Source organism: Rhodococcus sp. PAE-6, assembly GCF_025290685.1.
GTDB lineage: Bacteria > Actinomycetota > Actinomycetes > Mycobacteriales > Mycobacteriaceae > Rhodococcus > Rhodococcus pyridinivorans.
Map to the genome: position 1 here is coordinate 583,728 of NZ_JAOCLZ010000003.1, position 17,655 is coordinate 601,382.

13 protein-coding genes are annotated in these 17,655 nt (G+C 56.8%); 10 read left to right on the forward strand and 3 right to left on the reverse strand.

From position 1 onward, the window contains the following. Positions 1-179: 179 nt before the first annotated feature. The 3 genes from NVV99_RS10635 to NVV99_RS10645 all read right to left on the reverse strand — a co-directional run bounded on the left by NVV99_RS10635 (position 180) and on the right by NVV99_RS10645 (position 3,798). Positions 180-986 (reverse strand): aspartate dehydrogenase domain-containing protein, encoded by an 807-nt coding sequence (locus NVV99_RS10635; protein WP_313906245.1) that lies wholly within the window; start codon positions 984-986, stop codon positions 180-182. Between the two features lie 182 nt (positions 987-1,168). Next, positions 1,169-2,038, reverse strand: coding sequence for a helix-turn-helix domain-containing protein (locus NVV99_RS10640; protein ID WP_260782861.1), 870 nt, complete (start codon positions 2,036-2,038; stop codon positions 1,169-1,171). Between the two features lie 839 nt (positions 2,039-2,877). Continuing rightward, on the reverse strand, positions 2,878-3,798 hold the full coding sequence (locus NVV99_RS10645) for a UTP--glucose-1-phosphate uridylyltransferase (protein ID WP_260782862.1): 921 nt from the start codon (positions 3,796-3,798) through the stop codon (positions 2,878-2,880). Between the two features lie 649 nt (positions 3,799-4,447). On the opposite strand from NVV99_RS10645, the gene NVV99_RS10650 reads away from it, so the two are divergent. The 10 genes from NVV99_RS10650 to NVV99_RS10695 all read left to right on the forward strand — a co-directional run bounded on the left by NVV99_RS10650 (position 4,448) and on the right by NVV99_RS10695 (position 17,252). After that, positions 4,448-5,845 carry a sugar transferase gene (locus NVV99_RS10650; protein ID WP_260782863.1) on the forward strand — a complete coding sequence of 466 codons (1,398 nt, stop codon included), beginning with the start codon at positions 4,448-4,450 and terminating at the stop codon, positions 5,843-5,845. A gap of 69 nt (positions 5,846-5,914) precedes the next feature. Beyond that, on the forward strand, positions 5,915-7,270 hold the full coding sequence (locus NVV99_RS10655) for a UDP-glucose/GDP-mannose dehydrogenase family protein (protein WP_260782864.1): 1,356 nt from the start codon (positions 5,915-5,917) through the stop codon (positions 7,268-7,270). 26 nt (positions 7,271-7,296) lie between these two features. After that, complete coding sequence (locus NVV99_RS10660; protein ID WP_260782865.1) at positions 7,297-8,229, forward strand: glycosyltransferase family 2 protein; 933 nt, start codon at positions 7,297-7,299, stop codon at positions 8,227-8,229. Between the two features lie 503 nt (positions 8,230-8,732). After that, positions 8,733-9,575, forward strand: coding sequence for an O-antigen ligase family protein (locus NVV99_RS10665; protein WP_260782866.1), 843 nt, complete (start codon positions 8,733-8,735; stop codon positions 9,573-9,575). A gap of 1,252 nt (positions 9,576-10,827) precedes the next feature. Next, positions 10,828-11,931, forward strand: a complete 1,104-nt coding sequence (locus NVV99_RS10670) for a polysaccharide pyruvyl transferase family protein (RefSeq protein WP_260782867.1) — start codon at positions 10,828-10,830, stop codon at positions 11,929-11,931. Positions 11,932-12,526: 595 nt separating this feature from the next. Then, positions 12,527-13,138 carry a glycosyltransferase gene (locus NVV99_RS10675; RefSeq protein WP_260782868.1) on the forward strand — a complete coding sequence of 204 codons (612 nt, stop codon included), beginning with the start codon at positions 12,527-12,529 and terminating at the stop codon, positions 13,136-13,138. A 29-nt stretch (positions 13,139-13,167) separates the two neighbouring features. Beyond that, on the forward strand, positions 13,168-14,301 hold the full coding sequence (locus NVV99_RS10680; protein WP_260782880.1) for a glycosyltransferase: 1,134 nt from the start codon (positions 13,168-13,170) through the stop codon (positions 14,299-14,301). Next, the gene (locus NVV99_RS10685) at positions 14,291-15,154 is read left to right on the forward strand and encodes a WecB/TagA/CpsF family glycosyltransferase (protein ID WP_260782869.1); all 864 of its coding nucleotides are present in this window, start codon (positions 14,291-14,293) and stop codon (positions 15,152-15,154) included. Before NVV99_RS10680 ends, NVV99_RS10685 begins: the two co-directional genes overlap by 11 nt. Before the next feature lie 101 nt (positions 15,155-15,255). After that, positions 15,256-16,284, forward strand: coding sequence for a GDP-mannose 4,6-dehydratase (gene gmd, locus NVV99_RS10690; RefSeq protein ID WP_174246989.1), 1,029 nt, complete (start codon positions 15,256-15,258; stop codon positions 16,282-16,284). After that, the gene (locus tag NVV99_RS10695; protein ID WP_260782870.1) at positions 16,284-17,252 is read left to right on the forward strand and encodes a GDP-L-fucose synthase; all 969 of its coding nucleotides are present in this window, start codon (positions 16,284-16,286) and stop codon (positions 17,250-17,252) included. Before gmd ends, NVV99_RS10695 begins: the two co-directional genes overlap by 1 nt. Positions 17,253-17,655: the final 403 nt, after the last annotated feature.

A 17,655-nucleotide genomic window follows, 5' to 3' on the forward strand; every position in this document is an offset into this window, starting at 1 on the left:
TTGTTTCACACTGTGTACAGGACTCGTTCACGCTCCGCTACCCGGGCAACTATCAGGAAACACGAATGTGACAGAAGTGGTTACGATTCCGCCCAGGCGTTGGGGACTTTCGTCCCGAAATTTTGGTCCAAACACGCGAAAGCGACTAATCCTCCTCGAAGCGTCGGGGCCGACGTCGGCTACGACCTATAGGGAGGCCCGAGCACGACCGCGCCGGGACCGATCCCGAGCGGTAACGCAGCAAGAACCTCGATCACCGACCACGCAGTGATCGAAGACGTGCGTCCACTCGACGCCGGGTCGATCGCGTTCTCGAACATCAACTCGTACCGGCCCAGCGGTGACTCCCACTCGACGACGTGGCGTGTACTGGTGGCATCCGGGTCGGCAACGACCACCACCTCGACCCGATCGAGCCCGAGCGTCGCGAGCGCGAGAGCCACCGACGAATTCGAGGTTCGAGGGAAAGTCAGCGCCGCTTCCCTGGCCGATCCTCGGAACACCTCCCGTTCCACATCCAGACTTTCTTCGATGCCGAGAGCACTGGGTCGCTTGATCGTCGTGTGGGTCAGGCGTGCGTCACGTGTTCCTGCTCGTGCCGCTGCGGCCAGAACATCGAAGCCGCCGATCGCGCCCGTCGGGAGCAGTACACGGCCTGGTCCGGAGCCGAACGATTCCACCTCGAAGCCGCGGTCGGCGAAGACTCCACACGAACAGACGATGATGTCCTTACCGCGCTTCACCACGTCGGGTAGCACTGTCCGGGCTGCATCGACCGTGGCAGCTTCGACCACGATGTCAGCAGCGTCGAACGCAGCAGCGGCTTCCTCAGGGCCGCTTCGTGAGTTCAACACGGCCGTGAGGCTTACGTCCGGCACCGAGCCGGCGTGCAGAGCGTCAATCACCGTATGTCCGATCGCGCCAGTCCCGACCACGCACACTGCTTTCGGATGACGCTGGATCTTTTCGGGTGCCAGTTGCTTCACATCCTCCGTGGCATACCGCCGCTCGTCTCCACGAAATACGGGCTCATGGTACCGAGCGGGGGAATCTGCGATGCCTGATTCACGGCGGTGTCACATCTCCCGCAGCACCGTCGAGTCGATTGGAATCTGTTGTTATGAGGGCAACTACGGTGTCGGCTCTCTGCCGACAGGGGAGAGCACACTCACGATGCCAACAACATTGGCTCCTGAGGTGAGGTGGGAATCCTATGCGACGTCGTTCGGCGGCATGGGCACCGCACCGCTCGCCCGAGGTCGTCATCGGGTAACCAGCCATATTCGTCGCACCGACCGCATCGTGGCGGGAGCTTCTGACGGGGCGGTTGCAGTGACTGCCAGAGCGGTATCCATGCTGCTGCGGAGCGAGCTGGGTCCCACGGTCGATGGCGTTCGAGCGCGGCGCGGACGAGAGCATCTACGCCGTGAGTGTCGATCGATTGCTCGACGAGGGTGCACTTCGCCGGCGTCAGGGTGTCGAACCGTGCAGACAGACCGGCCCGGCGGCACGCCGTGGCCAGTCGGTCGATGGGAGATGGCTGCTGCTCGCGTGTTGCGTCGCCGGTGCGATTTTTCGGGTGGGGGAGTGCAGCGGGTTCATCTCTTGGTTCAAGGACGGTTCGGGTGACCGGGGTGTCACCCCGCTTGGTCATTCCTGTCACCCCGTCGCGCTCCACCTTGTCACCTCGTTCGGGACTGCAGGGTGACGACGTGTCACCCCGATTCATCGACAGGTTGTACAGGACGGGACGGCGGTCTTCGCGAGGAATAGTCGCCGCAATCCGCTCTTGATCGCCTTTGGAAATGAGGCCGAGTGCGGCAAGCGCCTTCAGGCAACGCTGTACCTGACGTTCGCTGATGCGGGCGTACCCGGCGAGCGTCCGCACGGACGGATACGCATCCGCGCCATGTCGGGACGCATGATTGGCCAGGCCGAGTAGCACTACTGTCAGCGCCGGCGCCGAGGGCATGCCGGGAGGAGTGGGGGACGGAATGTCGGCACGTTCGAGCGCCCACGTGATCGCTTCGATGCTCACGACGTCACCTGCGCATAGGTATGCTGACGCATGTTCGACTCCCTATTAGTCGGACATCCGGCCCGTCGCGATGCCAGTCGCGGCGGGCCATCTGTTTTGAAGTTGTTCGCACGCTCGTTCGAGTGTGGTTGACCATCCTTACACCCCAGGTTGGACGCGTCAACAACTTCATATATGGCCGCTATGTCGCGTCGCGGGCGCGTATTGTCCCCCGTTCGAATGAAATGTCGGGGCGATTTCGTAAATTACGTAACGGGACAATCGGACTTCACGAACAGTGCAGTGTCAGTGCATCTTCGATAGGGGTCCCCATGAGTGAACGTCTGTTGGGCGGCGAAGCGGCCGATACGGTCCAGTTCCAGCGCGTCGAGGACGGGACGTCGCGTCGTCGCGCCCGTACGTTGTCTTCCAATAACGGCGGCGGTTCAGAGCGCTTGCAAGCATCGGCAGATCGCTCTTCTTCGAAGCGGATTGTATTTAAGGAGCGGAAGGTTCCTGACCTGTGGTTTATCGCTGGGATCGCGGCGTTGGTAACTGGGGTTGCGGTACTCGTCGGGGGTGTGGTGGCAAGCCAAGCTCGAGATTCGGCGCCGACTTACCAATCGGTCTACGTCCCAGAAAATGTGCTAGGTGGATCGCAGAGATAGGTCGGTGTTACCTGATTACGGCAAGCCCCGCTGGCAAAGGGGAGGAGCCAGCGGGGCTTCAATCACCGCCCTCCCGGGGAGACGGGACGCGCGGCATGTTGCGGGGAGGCAACACGCTTGAGAGTTTAACCAGAACCGGTGCCTTTCGGCGCGCGGGTGAGGACCTAAGTCCTATACGTTCGAAGGCGCTGTTCAGTTAGCGTCGGGATCATCGAGTTGCAGTCGCTGGTGGAGCCACTTACGGAGCCCGTCGCCGTATTCATCGCTTTCGAGTGCTGCATCGACCGCCGCCCGAAGATATCCGCCCGGGTTGCCGAGATCGTGGCGGGTTCCGCGATGCACGACGACGTGTACCGGATGACCTTCCTCAATCATCAGCGCAATCGCGTCGGTCAGTTGGAGTTCTCCGCCAGTGCCTGGCTTGATTCGACGTAGGGCGTCGAAGATCTCACGGTCCAGGAGGTAACGGCCAGCGGCCGCAAGTGTGGATGGGGCATCGGCAAGCGCCGGCTTCTCCACCATTCCACGGACTCGCAGAACATCCGGATTCGCGATATTGGGCACTTCCTCGACCTCGAACACGCCATACGAACTCACTTGGCTCTTCGGGACATCGATCGCGCACAGCACACTTCCGCCATGGATAGCGCGGACACGAGCCATCGTTTCCAGGATGCCGCTAGGTTGCACGAGATCGTCGGGGAGAAGAACGGCGATCGCGCCTTCATCCGGCTCCAGCGCGGCTTCTGCGCAGCCGACAGCGTGGCCCAGGCCAAGCGGCTTCTCCTGGACGACCGATTCCACCATGAGTAGGTTGGGTGCGCGTCGTACTTTCTCGAGCAGCTTGACTTTGCCCTTTGCTGCGAGATGTTCCTCAAGGTCGAAGTCGTCTACGAAATGCGCTACAACTCCGTCCTTTCCGGGGGACGTCACGATGAGTAGTCGTTGAGCTCCCGAGTGGGCGGCTTCCGTCGCTACAAGTTCGATACCCGGCGTATCGACCACGGGCAGAAGTTCCTTCGGCACAGTCTTTGTGGCCGGTAGGAATCTGGTCCCCATGCCTGCTGCCGGCACCACAGCTGTTCGGAAACCTACTCTTACTTTTTCGTGCATGGTTCTACCCTCGCCTCCCCTGTCGAGCGCATGACCGCGCCGGGGTACCCCGGTGTGCGCGGTCAAAACGTTGAACGATGGTGAGATGCATCTCACCTAACAGATCCCGACCATCAATCCCACGCAGCGTGGGGTCGGTAAGCGCAGTCTAAGGGCCGCCTTCTTCCTTCGCGAATCGAAGAATGCGCTGAAAGTCCAAGACAGCAGGGGTAATTGCAAGATCGGCTGTTTCCGGAGCACTGTTGCTTGACGTGAAGCCCGACACGCGGCTCGCCCGAGCGAGCCTAGAACTGGACGGTGGTTCAAGCTGCTATATCTCGTACGTAACGTTACAGTCTCAAAGAGCGATTTCGCATGGACGCGATGCGCGCACAACTGGAGGACCTGAACCCGACGGGGCACGCAACGGGCAGATCACGCGACCGGGGAGGGTTCGCGGATCGGGTCCGGTGTTGCTTGTTTGAGGGAACAGGAGATGTCTCGGGGAGGAGACAACGATGAGGGTGGTTGGTCTATGACTGCCATCGGGGCGGCGAGTCGCATTGCGCCTGACGCACTCGTGGGGAACAACCCTAATTCCGCTCACGGACAATGCCAGCCGTCACAGTCGGCATACCGGCGAAACTGGCAGCAGCTCTACGTCAGCCGTGTGATCTGGTCCGACGCGATTGTCGTTGTATTTGCCGTAGTTGTGGCACACAGCTTACGTTTCGGACAGAGCGACCTACTGACGACGGATTCGGTTTCGGAGCCAGGTTACACGCTGATCTCGGCAGGTCTCGTCGGTCTCTGGTGGACCGCTCTCTCACTCTTTCGCTCCCGGTCGCGTCGAGTGATCGGTGCCGGCTACGACGAGTATCAGCGAGTCATTTCGGCGACGCTCGCCATGTTCGGCACCATCGCCATCATCGCGCTCATCACCAACGAGCAGATCGCGCGCGGATTCCTTGCCATTGCGTTGCCGGTCGGCCTCGCGGGCTTGCTGCTCACTCGGTGGGTGTGGCGGAAGGTGATCGCGCGCAAGCGTGCTCGGGGCGACTTTCAGACGTCGGTACTCGTTGTGGGTGGTGCGCGGGCGGTGCGGCACATGGCGAGCACCTTCTCCCGCAAGGACGGGGAGGGTTATCGCGTCGTCGGTGTGTGTGTGCCGCGTTATTCGGGGGCGCCGGGTGATGTGATCGATGTCGACGGCCGGGAGATCACTATCTACGGTGATGAGCATTCGGTGGTCGAGGCGCTCAAGTTGTCGGGGGCGGACACGGTGGTGGTCACCGCCACCGAGACCCTGGGCAGCGACGGTTTGCACGATCTGGTCTGGCAGCTCGAGCCGCTCGACACCGACCTGGTCGTCGCCACGGGTGTGGTCGATGTGGCGGGGCCGCGGATCGAGATGCGTCCGGTGGCCGGTCTGCCGCTCATCCACGTCGAGAAGCCCAGCTATCACGGGGCGAAGCGGTCGGGGAAGCGGATCTTCGATCTGGTCTTCGCCGGTGCGGCGCTGGTGGCGTTGGCGCCGGTGTTCGCGGTCGTTGCCCTGTTGATCAAGCTCGAGGATCGGGGTCCGGTCTTCTACAAGGCCGAGCGCATCGGCATCGATGGCACGCCGTTCGGGATGATCAAGTTCCGGTCGATGGTCACCAATGCCGACAAGATGGTCGACACCCTGTTGGCGCAGAACGAGGGCGCGGGCCCGTTGTTCAAGATGAAGGACGATCCGCGCGTCACCCGTATCGGCAAGGTGATGCGGCGGTTCAGCATCGACGAACTCCCGCAGTTCCTCAACGTCATTCGCGGGGAGATGAGTGTGGTGGGTCCGCGTCCGCCGCTGCGGCGTGAGGTGGAGGCCTACGACGGTCGGGTCAAGCGCCGCCTGCTGGTGCGCCCCGGAGTCACCGGGCTCTGGCAGGTGTCGGGTCGCTCGGATCTGTCGTGGGACGAGTCGGTGCGCCTGGACCTGTCGTATGTGGAGAACTGGTCGATGGTCTCGGATGTGTTGATCATCGGTAAAACCGTCAAGGCAGTGCTCGACAGCGACGGCGCCTACTGAGCACCCCGAGAGCTAACGGAACCCATCGCTAGCCTGAAATCATTGACACGACCTGTGGGAGCAACGTAAATGAACTGTCGTATCGCCGTTTTTGGCACCGGCTACTTGGGCGCCACACACGCTGCTTGTATGGCCGAGCTAGGCCACGAAGTCATTGGAGTCGATATCGATCCTTCCAAACTCGCCAAACTTGAGAGCGGACAGGTTCCCTTCTTTGAGCCGGGTCTGGAAGAAGTTCTTCGAAAGAATCTTGACAACGGCAGACTTCGCTTTTCGAGTTCGTACCAAGAAGCCGCTGACTTCGCCGATGTGCATTTTATTGGTGTCGGGACGCCTCAAAAAAAGGGTGAATTTGGTGCTGATCTGACCGCTGTAGAGGCAGTAATTGAGAACCTCGCACCGCTCATCACGCGCCCTGCAGTGATTCTCGGCAAGTCAACAGTTCCCGTCGGCACGGCCGCAAGGCTCGGTGAACGAGCTCGCCAATTATCCCCTATTGGCGACGCACTAGAACTCGCTTGGAACCCAGAATTTCTGCGCGAAGGGTACGCTGTACAAGACACCCTCCAGCCAGATCGACTCGTGCTCGGAATCGACCAGGCCAGGAACGGTCGCGCCGAAGAGGAAACTCGAAAAGTATACAAGACGCTGCTGAATAATAATATTCCGCTGCTCGTTATGGATCTAGCTACTTCCGAACTCGTAAAAACCGCTGCTAATGCTTTTCTCGCCACGAAGATCTCATTCATTAACGCAATGGCGGAAGTATGTGAGGCTGCGAATGCTGACGTCACAATCCTAGCGGATGCAATCGGGTACGACGCCCGAATCGGCCGCAGGTTCCTTAACGCGGGCATTGGTTTTGGAGGCGGCTGCCTTCCAAAGGATATCCGAGCCTTCATGGCGCGTGCCGGTGAACTAGGAGCCGATCAGGCTTTGACCTTCCTGAGGGAGGTCGACACGATCAACATGAGAAGGCGATCGCGGATGGTCGAGCTGACTGCAGAGGCGATCGGAGGCACCCTTTTGGGCTCGCGAATCGCCGTTCTCGGAGCGGCATTCAAACCCGATTCCGATGACGTTCGTGACTCACCAGCACTAAATATCGCTGGACAGATACAGCTCCAAGGAGCTTCCGTAGTTGTCTACGATCCGAAGGCGATCGAAAACTCACGGCGACTCTTTCCCACCCTTGAATACGCGGATACCGCGCTTGACGCCTGCCATAAAGCGGATGCCGTCCTCGTCCTTACAGAGTGGGAAGAATTCAAGAACTTGGACCCGCGGACACTGGGGGGTGTCGTGCGAGAAAAAGTCATACTCGACGGGCGCAACTGCCTAAATCCAGCGGACTGGCTTAAAGACGAATGGACGTACCGTGGACTTGGTCGCGGGTCGGTTGAATCTGTCTCGATGGTGAACTAATTACTGCGATTGGCTGGAGGAACAGGGTGGGAACAGGGAAACCCCGATATCACGTCATGGTGGCGATTCCGACCATGGGACGGGAATCCTTGTCCGCCACAATCGACAGCGTAATAAATTCTGCCGCCCGCACCGATTGTAGGGTAAAGATACTTCTCGTTTTTAACGGCACCACGGCTTCCGTTCACGGACACATGGATTACTTTCTTCCCGATAACGTAGAAATCGAGACGGTCCACGAACCCAACCGAGGATACTCCAACGCGCGAAACGCCATAATAAAAAACCTGGACGCAAGCGTACTCGCAATGGTCGATGACGACGAAGTCGTCAATCCAGACTGGATAGCGACAGGCTTGTCAGAATTGCGGAAGTATAACGCCGATGTCATTGCCGGACCCGTCCAGTACATCATCTCAGATCCTGCAGCCGGATGGATTCACGCAAGGCGCGTATTTTCATCCCCTGACCGGAAAGATGGACAGGAATTAGAGGTTTGTAGCTCCAACAACTTGTTCCTCGACACGAGTCGCCTGAGAAATCTTCCGAATTTTGATGAACAGTACAATTTCACCGGGGGTGAAGATACCGATTGGACGATGAGGTTACATCGCGATGGTGCACGCATCGTTTGGTCGAATGGCGTTTCCGTCGCGGAGTTTGTTGCTGCCGACCGTCTCAATCGCCAATACATCAGACGTCGGTTTCAGAACAACGGCGAGATATTGGCCTTAACCATTTACCATGATAAATCGACGACGTGGTTGTTGGGCGCTGGCACCCTTCGGATCGCAGCAGGCATTGGAAAGACGCTTCTCTCAAAACTCGCCTCCCTCACGCCCGTCTCACGGATCCCTTCCTGGCGGTATAACGATGCCGAGGCGCTAGTATGGCGCGGCGTCGGCATCATCAGGCAGTCCGTACTTGGATCCCGTCAACGCGGAGGGAAAAACATTTGAGGCCCGGACAATCGGACGCCGACGTATTCGGTTTCTCCTCGATGGACCAGCCGCGCCCACGAACAGCACTTGTTGGAGCGAAGCTCATTCTGTTTGGGCTCCTCATTGGCGTTGCGTGCGGACGGTGGGGTTCGTACCTGGGTATATCCTTAGCTGGCGTATCGATTGCCGACATGCTGGTACTCGCAGGAGTCGCCATTTACTTGAGTTCGACCCAATACGTCAATTTACGTGGACGCTTGGTTGGTTTGTATTCCTTATGCTTGGCGCTAGTGATCGTCGTAGCGCTGTATATTACCGGCACGTTCTCAAGTCTGGTCCTCCGTGATGCTGCAACCTTCGTGTACCTCCTTCTATTGCCAATATTTATTTCTGCAATAAGGTCTCTGGACGGCCAATTGGTACGTAAGTGGCTGTTTCGAGCACTAATTTTTCACACATTGTGGTATTTACCGATCACTCTAGGTCTACTGAAGCCAATAAGCTTGGGCCTAATATCAAGCGTGCCCGCATTCTTGCCGCGAAATGACTTTGACGCTTTGGTGTCTGGACTCGCCATCGTCGCAGCTTTTGTCCTTGGAATTGGGCGTGTCTCTGCCAGGTGGCTTTTGGTGCTTGGTGCTTCGGTGTGCATTCTAGCTAACGGTTCCCGAGCAGGATTTCTCGGGGCGTTGTTAGCGATAGCCGTCTATGCGGTCTTGCAGCGGCCCTGGCAATCCCGAAAGAACGGTCCTTACATCATATCTGCTGTCTGTATCGGCGCTGCCATTTCGCTTGTAATGCTCGCGGCAGATACCCTGAATATGGAATGGTCTAAGGTCCTCAGAAAGCTCATTCCTTCCGAGAACAGCGATTATGCAAGCGCGTTAAACACTTCCGAGGCACGGTCATTAGCCTGGAGCCGAATCATGCGCTATGTCGAATATCAAGACGGCGAAATGCTTGGTTTGGGTTTTGGAACCGACTATATCCAGCGAAGCGGAGCGATCGAGTTCTTATCGGGCGACCCGTCGGTTCGGCAACCTCATAATTTTGTGGTGAGTTGGTATGCCATGCTGGGGGCAGCCGGCACCCTGATCGTGCTCCTAGCACTTGGTGCGCTGCTATGGCAGGCCGCCCGTGCATATCGGGCAAGTGAACTTGAGATTTTCGGGTGGTGCGTAATTTCCGGGGTTCTGGTCGCGAGTCTCGTTGGCGTCATCATGGAATCCCCATTTGGATATAGTACGTTCGTGCTTGGGATTATATGCGCTTCATTTTCTTCGTCGAAGCACACCGAACCTACCTGGGACGATTCGATCCTTTGGCGCCGGCCTGCTGATCCGCGCAAGAATGCAGATTCGTGATGCGAGCTCCGTCAGGTAATGTAAAGAGAAAAGTCTTTCCTGCGCTCGCTCGAAGAGTAGTCCATTTCGCTGGTGCACCGCTATATAGCCAGATATGTTTCAGCCTAGCCGTGTTATTCACAACGGCCATGCTTTCGCGAACCGCAGATGTGGTGGCACTAAGCGCAATATTAACCTGCTACGCTATACAATCCGTATCCATGGCGTGGGGGCGCCAGGCCCTTGTGGTAGCACGGGTTCAAAGGTACTCCGACAACATATTTTCAAACGATCTTCGCCAGATATTGATCTGGAGTTGGCGGACCGCTCTTTTTCACCTCGTTGTCTCATTCCTACTGGCTATCGCGCTGACAGGGCGCTGGTCTATTGCGTCCGCTGCTGCTGCATGGGTTTCAACTTCCGTATTTATAGATATTTGGAGATTTGCAGGCGCTCGATTCGACACCCGGATGCGGCGCCATAGCTGGACAACAACTGCGCAGCTTTCCTTCAGCTGTATTTTCTATCTAGTAGGATCAGGTAGCGTCTCTGTTATCACTATTCTCATTGTTACATCCGCCAGCAACTGTGCATTTGCGGCGATCTATTTTTTGCAATTGCGTGCGTGCAGAAATGCAGGGGTGTCGTGGTTTAGCACCGCTCACGGGCGTTTTGCGCGAAATTTTGGATTCGAAACTGCCGGCAATGCACTGCTTCAGTCGACGGCAACGGTCCTCTTAACCTCTATATCCCCAGGTGTGGCAGTTGGTGTCCTCCTGGTATACCAGGTAATTGGGACGCCGACGGGAATGGTTAGTCAGGCCCTATCGGCCTCGTTGGGTCGGATTGTTCGCGATAAGATGACTCAACAAGTTATCCCGGTCCGGGTCCTGCTCATTTGGCTCGCCATACTCGGATGCGGAACCGTGTCCCTAGCATTTTATTCGTCGGGCCTACTGAACGCTACGCTAATTAAAGTTTTCGGGGAGAATTGGAACGAAACAACAAACGTTCTGTGGCCTCTTGCTCTCTATTTCTGTTCAATGTACTCAATCCAGGTCGTAAGTATACCTACGCGATGGTGGATAGACTCGCGAGTGTTAAGGAACTGGATGGTGGGTGCAGTGTGTGTCTTCTACTGCGGATTGCTGCTGGCGGCAACGGTATTCCTGAACGATCTAACGACAGCAGCATTCGTGGCGGCTCTGTGCTACCTCGCGGTTTCGGGTACTCGAGTCCTGATTTCCTATGTCAATCGACCGGAGAGTTACCGATGGGTTTTCTAGAACACCGATTTGCTCAATTGCGCAACGCTGCGGTGGACTTGCGGGCGGTCTCAATGATGAATCGTCGGCCTCGCGAAGTTGCCTACCTGGGTTGGACCGGACGAGGGAATCTCGGCGATGAGGCGATCTATCTTGCCCATCGACGAAGCGGCCTTGGTTCTATGGCGCCATATCCTGCGGATCGCTTCGCGCGGTTGGCTCGACCATCTGCTAAGACCAAGGCCGTCCTTCTTGGAGGCGGGACCCTCGTTGGCCGGCACGATTGGCTTCCGAGGGTGGATAGGATCACAGGTACTTTTCCAGATGCACTGAAGTTTGCAACTGGTGTCGGGGTCGAAGATCCGAGCTTTACCGGACGGCGCGTGTATACCTCGGACGAACATATGCGTGCTTGGAGTACGCGCCTGCAAGGGTTTGATTCGGTCAGCGTACGAGGCCCGCTATCTGCCGCTATTCTGGAAAAATATGGCGTTGAGACCCGCGTGGTCGGAGACCCCGCTCTCTTGCTCAACGTTCCAATTTCCCGTCCCGTACCACAGCGCGAAAAGCACGTGGTGGGCATTAATGTTGCACAGGTTGAAGACTCGTGGGGCGGCTCAATGTCGCGATATGTGGTTGAACTTGGACACTTTGTCGAACGCCTCCGGGCGCTCGGAGTGTCGTCTCGCCTCTTGTCCATGACGGCCGGAGACCAAAGGCTGGCCGAGCATTTCGTCAGAGAGCACCCCCACGTAGAGTTGTTTAATTACAGAAACTCTGTTGACGAAACTGTCAGGGCTATCTCGGAATGTAATGTCGTGGTTGGTCCGCGACTTCATCTTTGTATTCTCGCAGCAGCGGCCGGCGTTCCCTTTATTTCCGTCATGTACAAGCCAAAGTGTTTGGATTTCTCCCTCTCTGTATGCATGGAGGAATGGTCGATTCCGAGCGATGCGGTTTCATCTACCCAGATGGTGGAGGTGTTTGAGGTGCTATCGAGTCGGGAGCTTGAAATTCGTCGCAATCTCAAGAACAACGTGGCGGCGCTGCGCGAGAATCTTCAATCCGAGATTGATCTGAACAAGGAGCGCATTCAAAGTGTGGCACGGTAAAGAGCCTGAAGAAGTCGCGAAGTTAAGCGATTTTCAGCAGGCTGTCGAAAATGGAGGACCGCAGAAAGTCGTACTGCTTGCATATGCCTGCGACCCGCATTCCGGAAGCGAGCCCGGCGCGGGGTGGGCAGTCCTAAGTGCCGTAGCAGAGCTTGGAATGCCGATCGATCTAATCACAAGGGAAACATGCAATCGTTGTCTCGAAGAGGAATGTAGTGTCCTTGGTCCGAACGTGAACGTTATCCGCGTGGCTGGCGCTTTTTCATCTTCTCGTCGGGTATACGTAAAGTACTTTGGTTGGATTTTGTCTGCCATCCGCCTCGTTTACAATTACGATCGCCAAATCCGGCGCGGATTGGTATTTCATCACGCAACCTACGCAAGCGATTGGTTTCTTACGCCTCTTCTAGGTGTCTCACGAAAGAGTCAGAACCGGTCTGTCTGGGGCCCTGTGGGCGGTTCAACATATACGCCGCCAGAATTGCGAAAGTTCTTATCTCCTCGGGCAAGAAGAGCCGATTTGGTACGGTCGGCGGCGACGAGGATATTTAGGAAGATCACTCTCAGGTTACTCCGCGGTCGCGTAGACGCAACTTTGGCGCTCAATCCCGACTCGGTCCGTTCGCTCAAGCAGCTGGGCGATGTAAAGCTCGCTGCAAATGCGGTAATCGCCTACTCGTCCCTACCCCGGCGGGGGAATTCGAATGAGGGCAAGCGATTGTTGTTCGCAGGTCGTCTTTTAGCCTGGAAAGGCTTGTCGCTGTCATTTCAAGCCTTTTCTCGGCTACCAGATGAGTGGACGTTTTCCGTTGTCGGAGACGGTGAGTGGGAACTTCTGAAACAGAATGCGACGGAGAACGTTCTGCGGCGCGTCAGGCATATCGATCGTATGGCCCGTGATGAATTCCTGCACGAGCTGGCGCAGAGTGATGTATTGATTTTGCCGAGTTTTCATGACTCTGCACCTTGGGTCGCCGCTGAGGCGGCTGGGATTGGAGTTCCAGTGGTTTGTTTAGACGTGTCCGGTGTCGCCCATGTGGCCGGCACAAAAGCCTACGTGGTGCCCCACTCCCCTACGGACTCGTTGCCGGACCGTTTAGCGATGGCAGTGCTTGACGCGGTCAACAAGGACAGTGACCACACTTTTCGGGGATGGACGAAGTCGGCCTTGGTGTCCGTGTTACGTAATTCATACGGGGTCAAATAATGCGAGTTCTCATGTTGCATAACGATTATATGCAAGTTGGTGGGGAGTATTTCTCTGTGCGCGCAGAAGCCGAAGCCCTACGATCGATTGGAGTTGACGTACACCTATTTACCGTGACCAATGATCAGTTGGGCGCTGGGTCCTCGTCAAAAATCGACGTGATACGCACGGTTTTTCGAGGTGGTCGTCGAGAAGTGGAGCATGCGATCGAACGTTTTCGACCTGATATCGTGCATGCGCAGAACTTGTTCCCTCGATTGGGAGGGGGCGCTATTAACGCCGTGGGGCGTGCACGGGTGCCTTGGGTCCGGACACTGCGAAACTATAGATTGACTTGCCTGTCTGCAAATCACCGCCGGGACGGCCAAGCCTGCTTCGATTGCAACGATAGTGCAACAGCGTATCCGGGAGTGCGACACGCATGCTATCGGAATAGCACTGCCGCGAGTGCCGGCGCGCTTGTGTACAGCGCCATTGAGAAGAAATCGGCGGAAAAATTTCAACCCTCGGCTTATATTGTTCTCAGCGCAGCGATGCAGCAGCGCCTCAGTGCGCGTATTTCAGACGTCCCTCTGCACATCCGGCCAAATATCGTTTCGCGTCCAGCTATAACCCCGGGCGAACGCAAGCGCGCTGGCTGCGCGTTTGTGGGACGTCTTACGGAGGAGAAAGGAATTGACGTCTTTCTAAGGGTGGCAGAGGAAAACCCGGAGGTCGATTTCTTTATCGTCGGATCGGGACCGCTGGAGGGAAAAGTTCGTGTGGTGGCAGATAGGTGCAGAAATGTCATTTATAAGGGCGAATTGACCCACGAGGGCTGCGCCGGGATCATGGCCAGCGTCCGAGCTGTGGTCGTCCCGTCCCAGTGGGAAGAACCATTCGGCCGAGTCGCTGCTGAGGCAATCAGCGTTGGTGCGCTACCAATTGTTCCATCCTACGGGGGTTTACCCGAGATCGTGCAGGGATTAGGGCTCTCGCTTGTGGCACAAGAGAACACGGTGGCATCGTATTCGTCAATCGTGAGAGCGATCGTGGACCTGACGGAAGTCCAATTTCGCCACGAATCGAGCACGGCTGAATCCATATGGGCCGATCGGTACTCCCCAAAGGGGGGCGGGCAAGCTTTGCTAAAGATCTACGAGAGCGTGTTGAATGTTGCGTAATTTGGTAAGTAAATATACCGGCGGCTCCCCGACGGTCAGCCAGGAGGCAAAAATTACTACAGAAAACGACTACCGATCTTTCGATCGAATCGAAGTGGGGAAAGTTCCGTTCGAATGTGTCTCCATGAACGATGCCGTGCGCGTGACAATAGAGGCGGCGACCAAAGGAGGAGTTTTACCTGTTCGTTTATCGAATGCATACTGTGTGGCCCTCGCTGAAGGCGACGATGATTATCGCGGACTCTTGAACGGGCCGGGGCTTAACTTCCCGGATGGGATGCCGGTGGTTTGGGCGATGCGATTACTGAGTGCCAACTCGGTAAAATCGCCGGGACGGGTTCGTGGGCCTTCTTTTTTCCGCGAGGTGGTTGACAAGGGCCGGCCGTACAGGCTTCGGCACTTCTTGCTTGGAACTACTCCTGAAACACTGACGAAACTGGAACGAAGTCTGAAGGAGGATTTTCCCGGCCTTCTTGTATCTGGTTCGTACGCCCCTCCGTTCGCGCCGGTTGACGATGACTTCATGGGGGCGTGCCGAGCAGCGGTATTAGAATCAGGGGCTGATATCGTTTGGGTTGGTCTAGGTACCCCGAAACAAGACTACGTAGCTCTTCGTCTGTCGCAGATGCTTGAGCTTCCGTGTTTAGGTGTCGGGGCGGCATTTGATTTCTCTGCGGGGTCAAGCCGAGAAGCGCCTGAGTGGGCGCAACGGTCGGGCTTTGAGTGGGCATATCGACTGATGTCGGATCCGAAGAGATTGTGGAAGCGTTATCTGTTCGGCAACGCGACCTTTGTGCGCGCAGTCCTTCGTGGCGTCTTGCGCTCAGGTGGGACGCGCGTTCTCCCCGATTGAGTGGGCGGACGCCTTTGGGCCCGTGGTGATTTTGGAAAAATCATCGCAAATCTGACCTTTTAGCTCGCATACGAATATCTCCACGAGAAAGGTAAATGACTGTGAAAGTTGCGTTGATCACCGGTATCACTGGGCAGGACGGATCGTACCTAGCGGAGTTGCTGTTATCGAAGGGGTACGAAGTGCACGGCCTTATTCGCCGATCCTCGTCCTTCAACACTTCGCGCATCGACCATCTGTACGTTGACCCGCACGAGCCGGATGCAAAGCTGTTTCTCCACTACGGTGATCTAAGCGATGGGGCGCGATTGGTCACGCTACTATCATCGATTAACCCTGATGAGGTATATAATCTTGGAGCTCAATCTCATGTTCGGGTGAGCTTTGACGAGCCGGAACACACTGGCGATACGACCGGGATCGGCTCGATCAGATTGTTGGAAGCGGTGCGATTGGCCGGCGTCAAGTGTCGATATTACCAGGCGTCCAGCTCTGAAATGTTTGGAGCAAGTCCGCCGCCTCAGAATGAGGATACGCGCTTTTACCCGAGGTCGCCCTACGGTGCGGCCAAAGTGTATTCTTACTGGGTTACAAAGAACTATCGTGAAGCCTACGATATGTTCGCGGTTAATGGAATTTTGTTCAACCATGAGTCACCGCGACGAGGAGAGACCTTTGTCACTCGGAAAATCACCCGCGCTGTAGCCAGGATTAAAGCTGGCGTCGAGAAACACCTCTACATGGGAAATATCGACGCGGTTCGCGACTGGGGGTATGCGCCGGAGTATGTCGAAGGTATGTGGCGTATGCTTCAGGCAGACGAACCGGACGACTTTGTTCTTGCCACTGGCCAGGCCTATTCCGTAAGAGACTTCCTCCAGGTCGCGTTTGAACACGCCGGATTGGACTGGGAAGAGCACGTCAAGTTTGATGAGCGGTACCTCAGACCCACTGAGGTAGACTCCCTAATTGGTGATTCTACAAGAGCTCAGGAAAAATTGGGCTGGAAAGCGCGGGTTCATACCCCCGAGCTTGCTCGGATTATGGTCGACGCGGACATCGATGCGCTCGGTCACGAGGGGCGGCCGTGGATCGACCGACCGGCTCATCCCGACTGGGAGATCCTCTGATGTCAGGTATCTTCGAACCTCAGGCGCTTGACAGGTCCGCCCCGTTCTATGTTGCTGGCCATCGGGGTTTGGTCGGCGGTGCCGTATGGCGGCTTCTCCAATTGGAGGGTTTTAGTAGGCTTATTGGTCGGTCCTCAAGCGAGCTTGATCTTCGTGACCGTGACGCGGTTTTCAATTTTTTCGCGACGGAGCGACCTTTAAACGTCGTGCTTGCGGCCGCCAAGGTCGGGGGAATTCTTGCGAATAGCACGCGCCCGGTCGATTTCTTGTCTGACAATCTGCGGATCCAGACGAACGTGCTAGATGCTGCTCGGGAGTATGGTGCACAGCGCTTGCTTTTCTTAGGGTCCTCGTGCATCTACCCCAAACTCGCTCCACAACCGATAAAGGAAGAGTACCTCCTAACAGGTCATCTAGAGCCTACGAATGACGCGTACGCGATTGCGAAGATTGCGGGAATTCTTCATGTCCAAGCAGTGCGACGCCAGTACGATATGCCGTGGATTTCTGCCATGCCGACGAACCTTTACGGTCCAGGAGACAACTTCTCGCCTGAGGGATCCCACGTGTTGCCAGCGCTGATTCGTAGGTTCGATGAGGCGCGATTGACTGGTTCCGAATCCGTAACTAATTGGGGCACGGGGGCACCACGTCGAGAGTTCCTTCACGTCGATGATATGGCGGCAGCGTGCTTACACCTCATGGAGAATTACGACGGACCCGAGCATGTAAATGTTGGGACGGGCGTCGACCATACGATCGCGGAGATCGCTCAAGTCGTTGCCGACGAGGTTGGGTATGTAGGTCGGATCGATTGGGATACCAGTAAACCCGACGGGACGCCCCGAAAGCTTCTCGATGTCTCGAAGCTGCGAGCTTCTGGCTGGTCGCCGCGTATCGGTTTGCGCGAGGGGATCGCTTCAACGATCTCTTGGTACCGGGATAATATGACTCGGTTGCGTTCGTAGGCGCTTCGCGCGTGGACTCTGGTTCTCGCCCGCTAGGACCAGAGTCCACGACGTATCGGGCATGAGTAGACGATGCGCTCCCTTGGTCGTCGAAGCTGCGATCGATAAAGTGGCGTTCCCGTTGCTGCTGCGCAGACAAGAGGATTGGCTCCTGGGCCTCAGATCCGTGCATAATTGCTTCCATAACGTAGCGCGGTTCGTGATCGGCTTCGTCTACGGGAACGGTAGGGCGTGCTCGGGTCGGATCGCACGGATCGTCTTCCGTAGCCTGTGGTTGGGCCAAGCTCATCTAGTGTCCTGCGTCAGAAATTGCACAGGTTAGTTATTGAGGTTTTCTCACCAGAGAGTCACCGACGACAGCAAAGACATCCGAACGGTGTGGCGTGAAAAGAGGACGTGGGGT

Excerpts from the sequence above, each read along its gene's own strand:
- NVV99_RS10645 (WP_260782862.1), bottom strand. The coding sequence starts at position 3,798 with ATGCACGAAAAAGTAAGAGTAGGTTTCCGAACAGCTGTGGTGCCGGCA.
- NVV99_RS10655 (WP_260782864.1), top strand. The coding sequence starts at position 5,915 with ATGAACTGTCGTATCGCCGTTTTTGGCACCGGCTACTTGGGCGCCACA.
- NVV99_RS10670 (WP_260782867.1), top strand. The coding sequence starts at position 10,828 with ATGGGTTTTCTAGAACACCGATTTGCTCAATTGCGCAACGCTGCGGTG.
- NVV99_RS10680 (WP_260782880.1), top strand. The coding sequence starts at position 13,168 with ATGCAAGTTGGTGGGGAGTATTTCTCTGTGCGCGCAGAAGCCGAAGCC.
- NVV99_RS10685 (WP_260782869.1), top strand. The coding sequence starts at position 14,291 with ATGTTGCGTAATTTGGTAAGTAAATATACCGGCGGCTCCCCGACGGTC.
- NVV99_RS10695 (WP_260782870.1), top strand. The coding sequence starts at position 16,284 with ATGTCAGGTATCTTCGAACCTCAGGCGCTTGACAGGTCCGCCCCGTTC.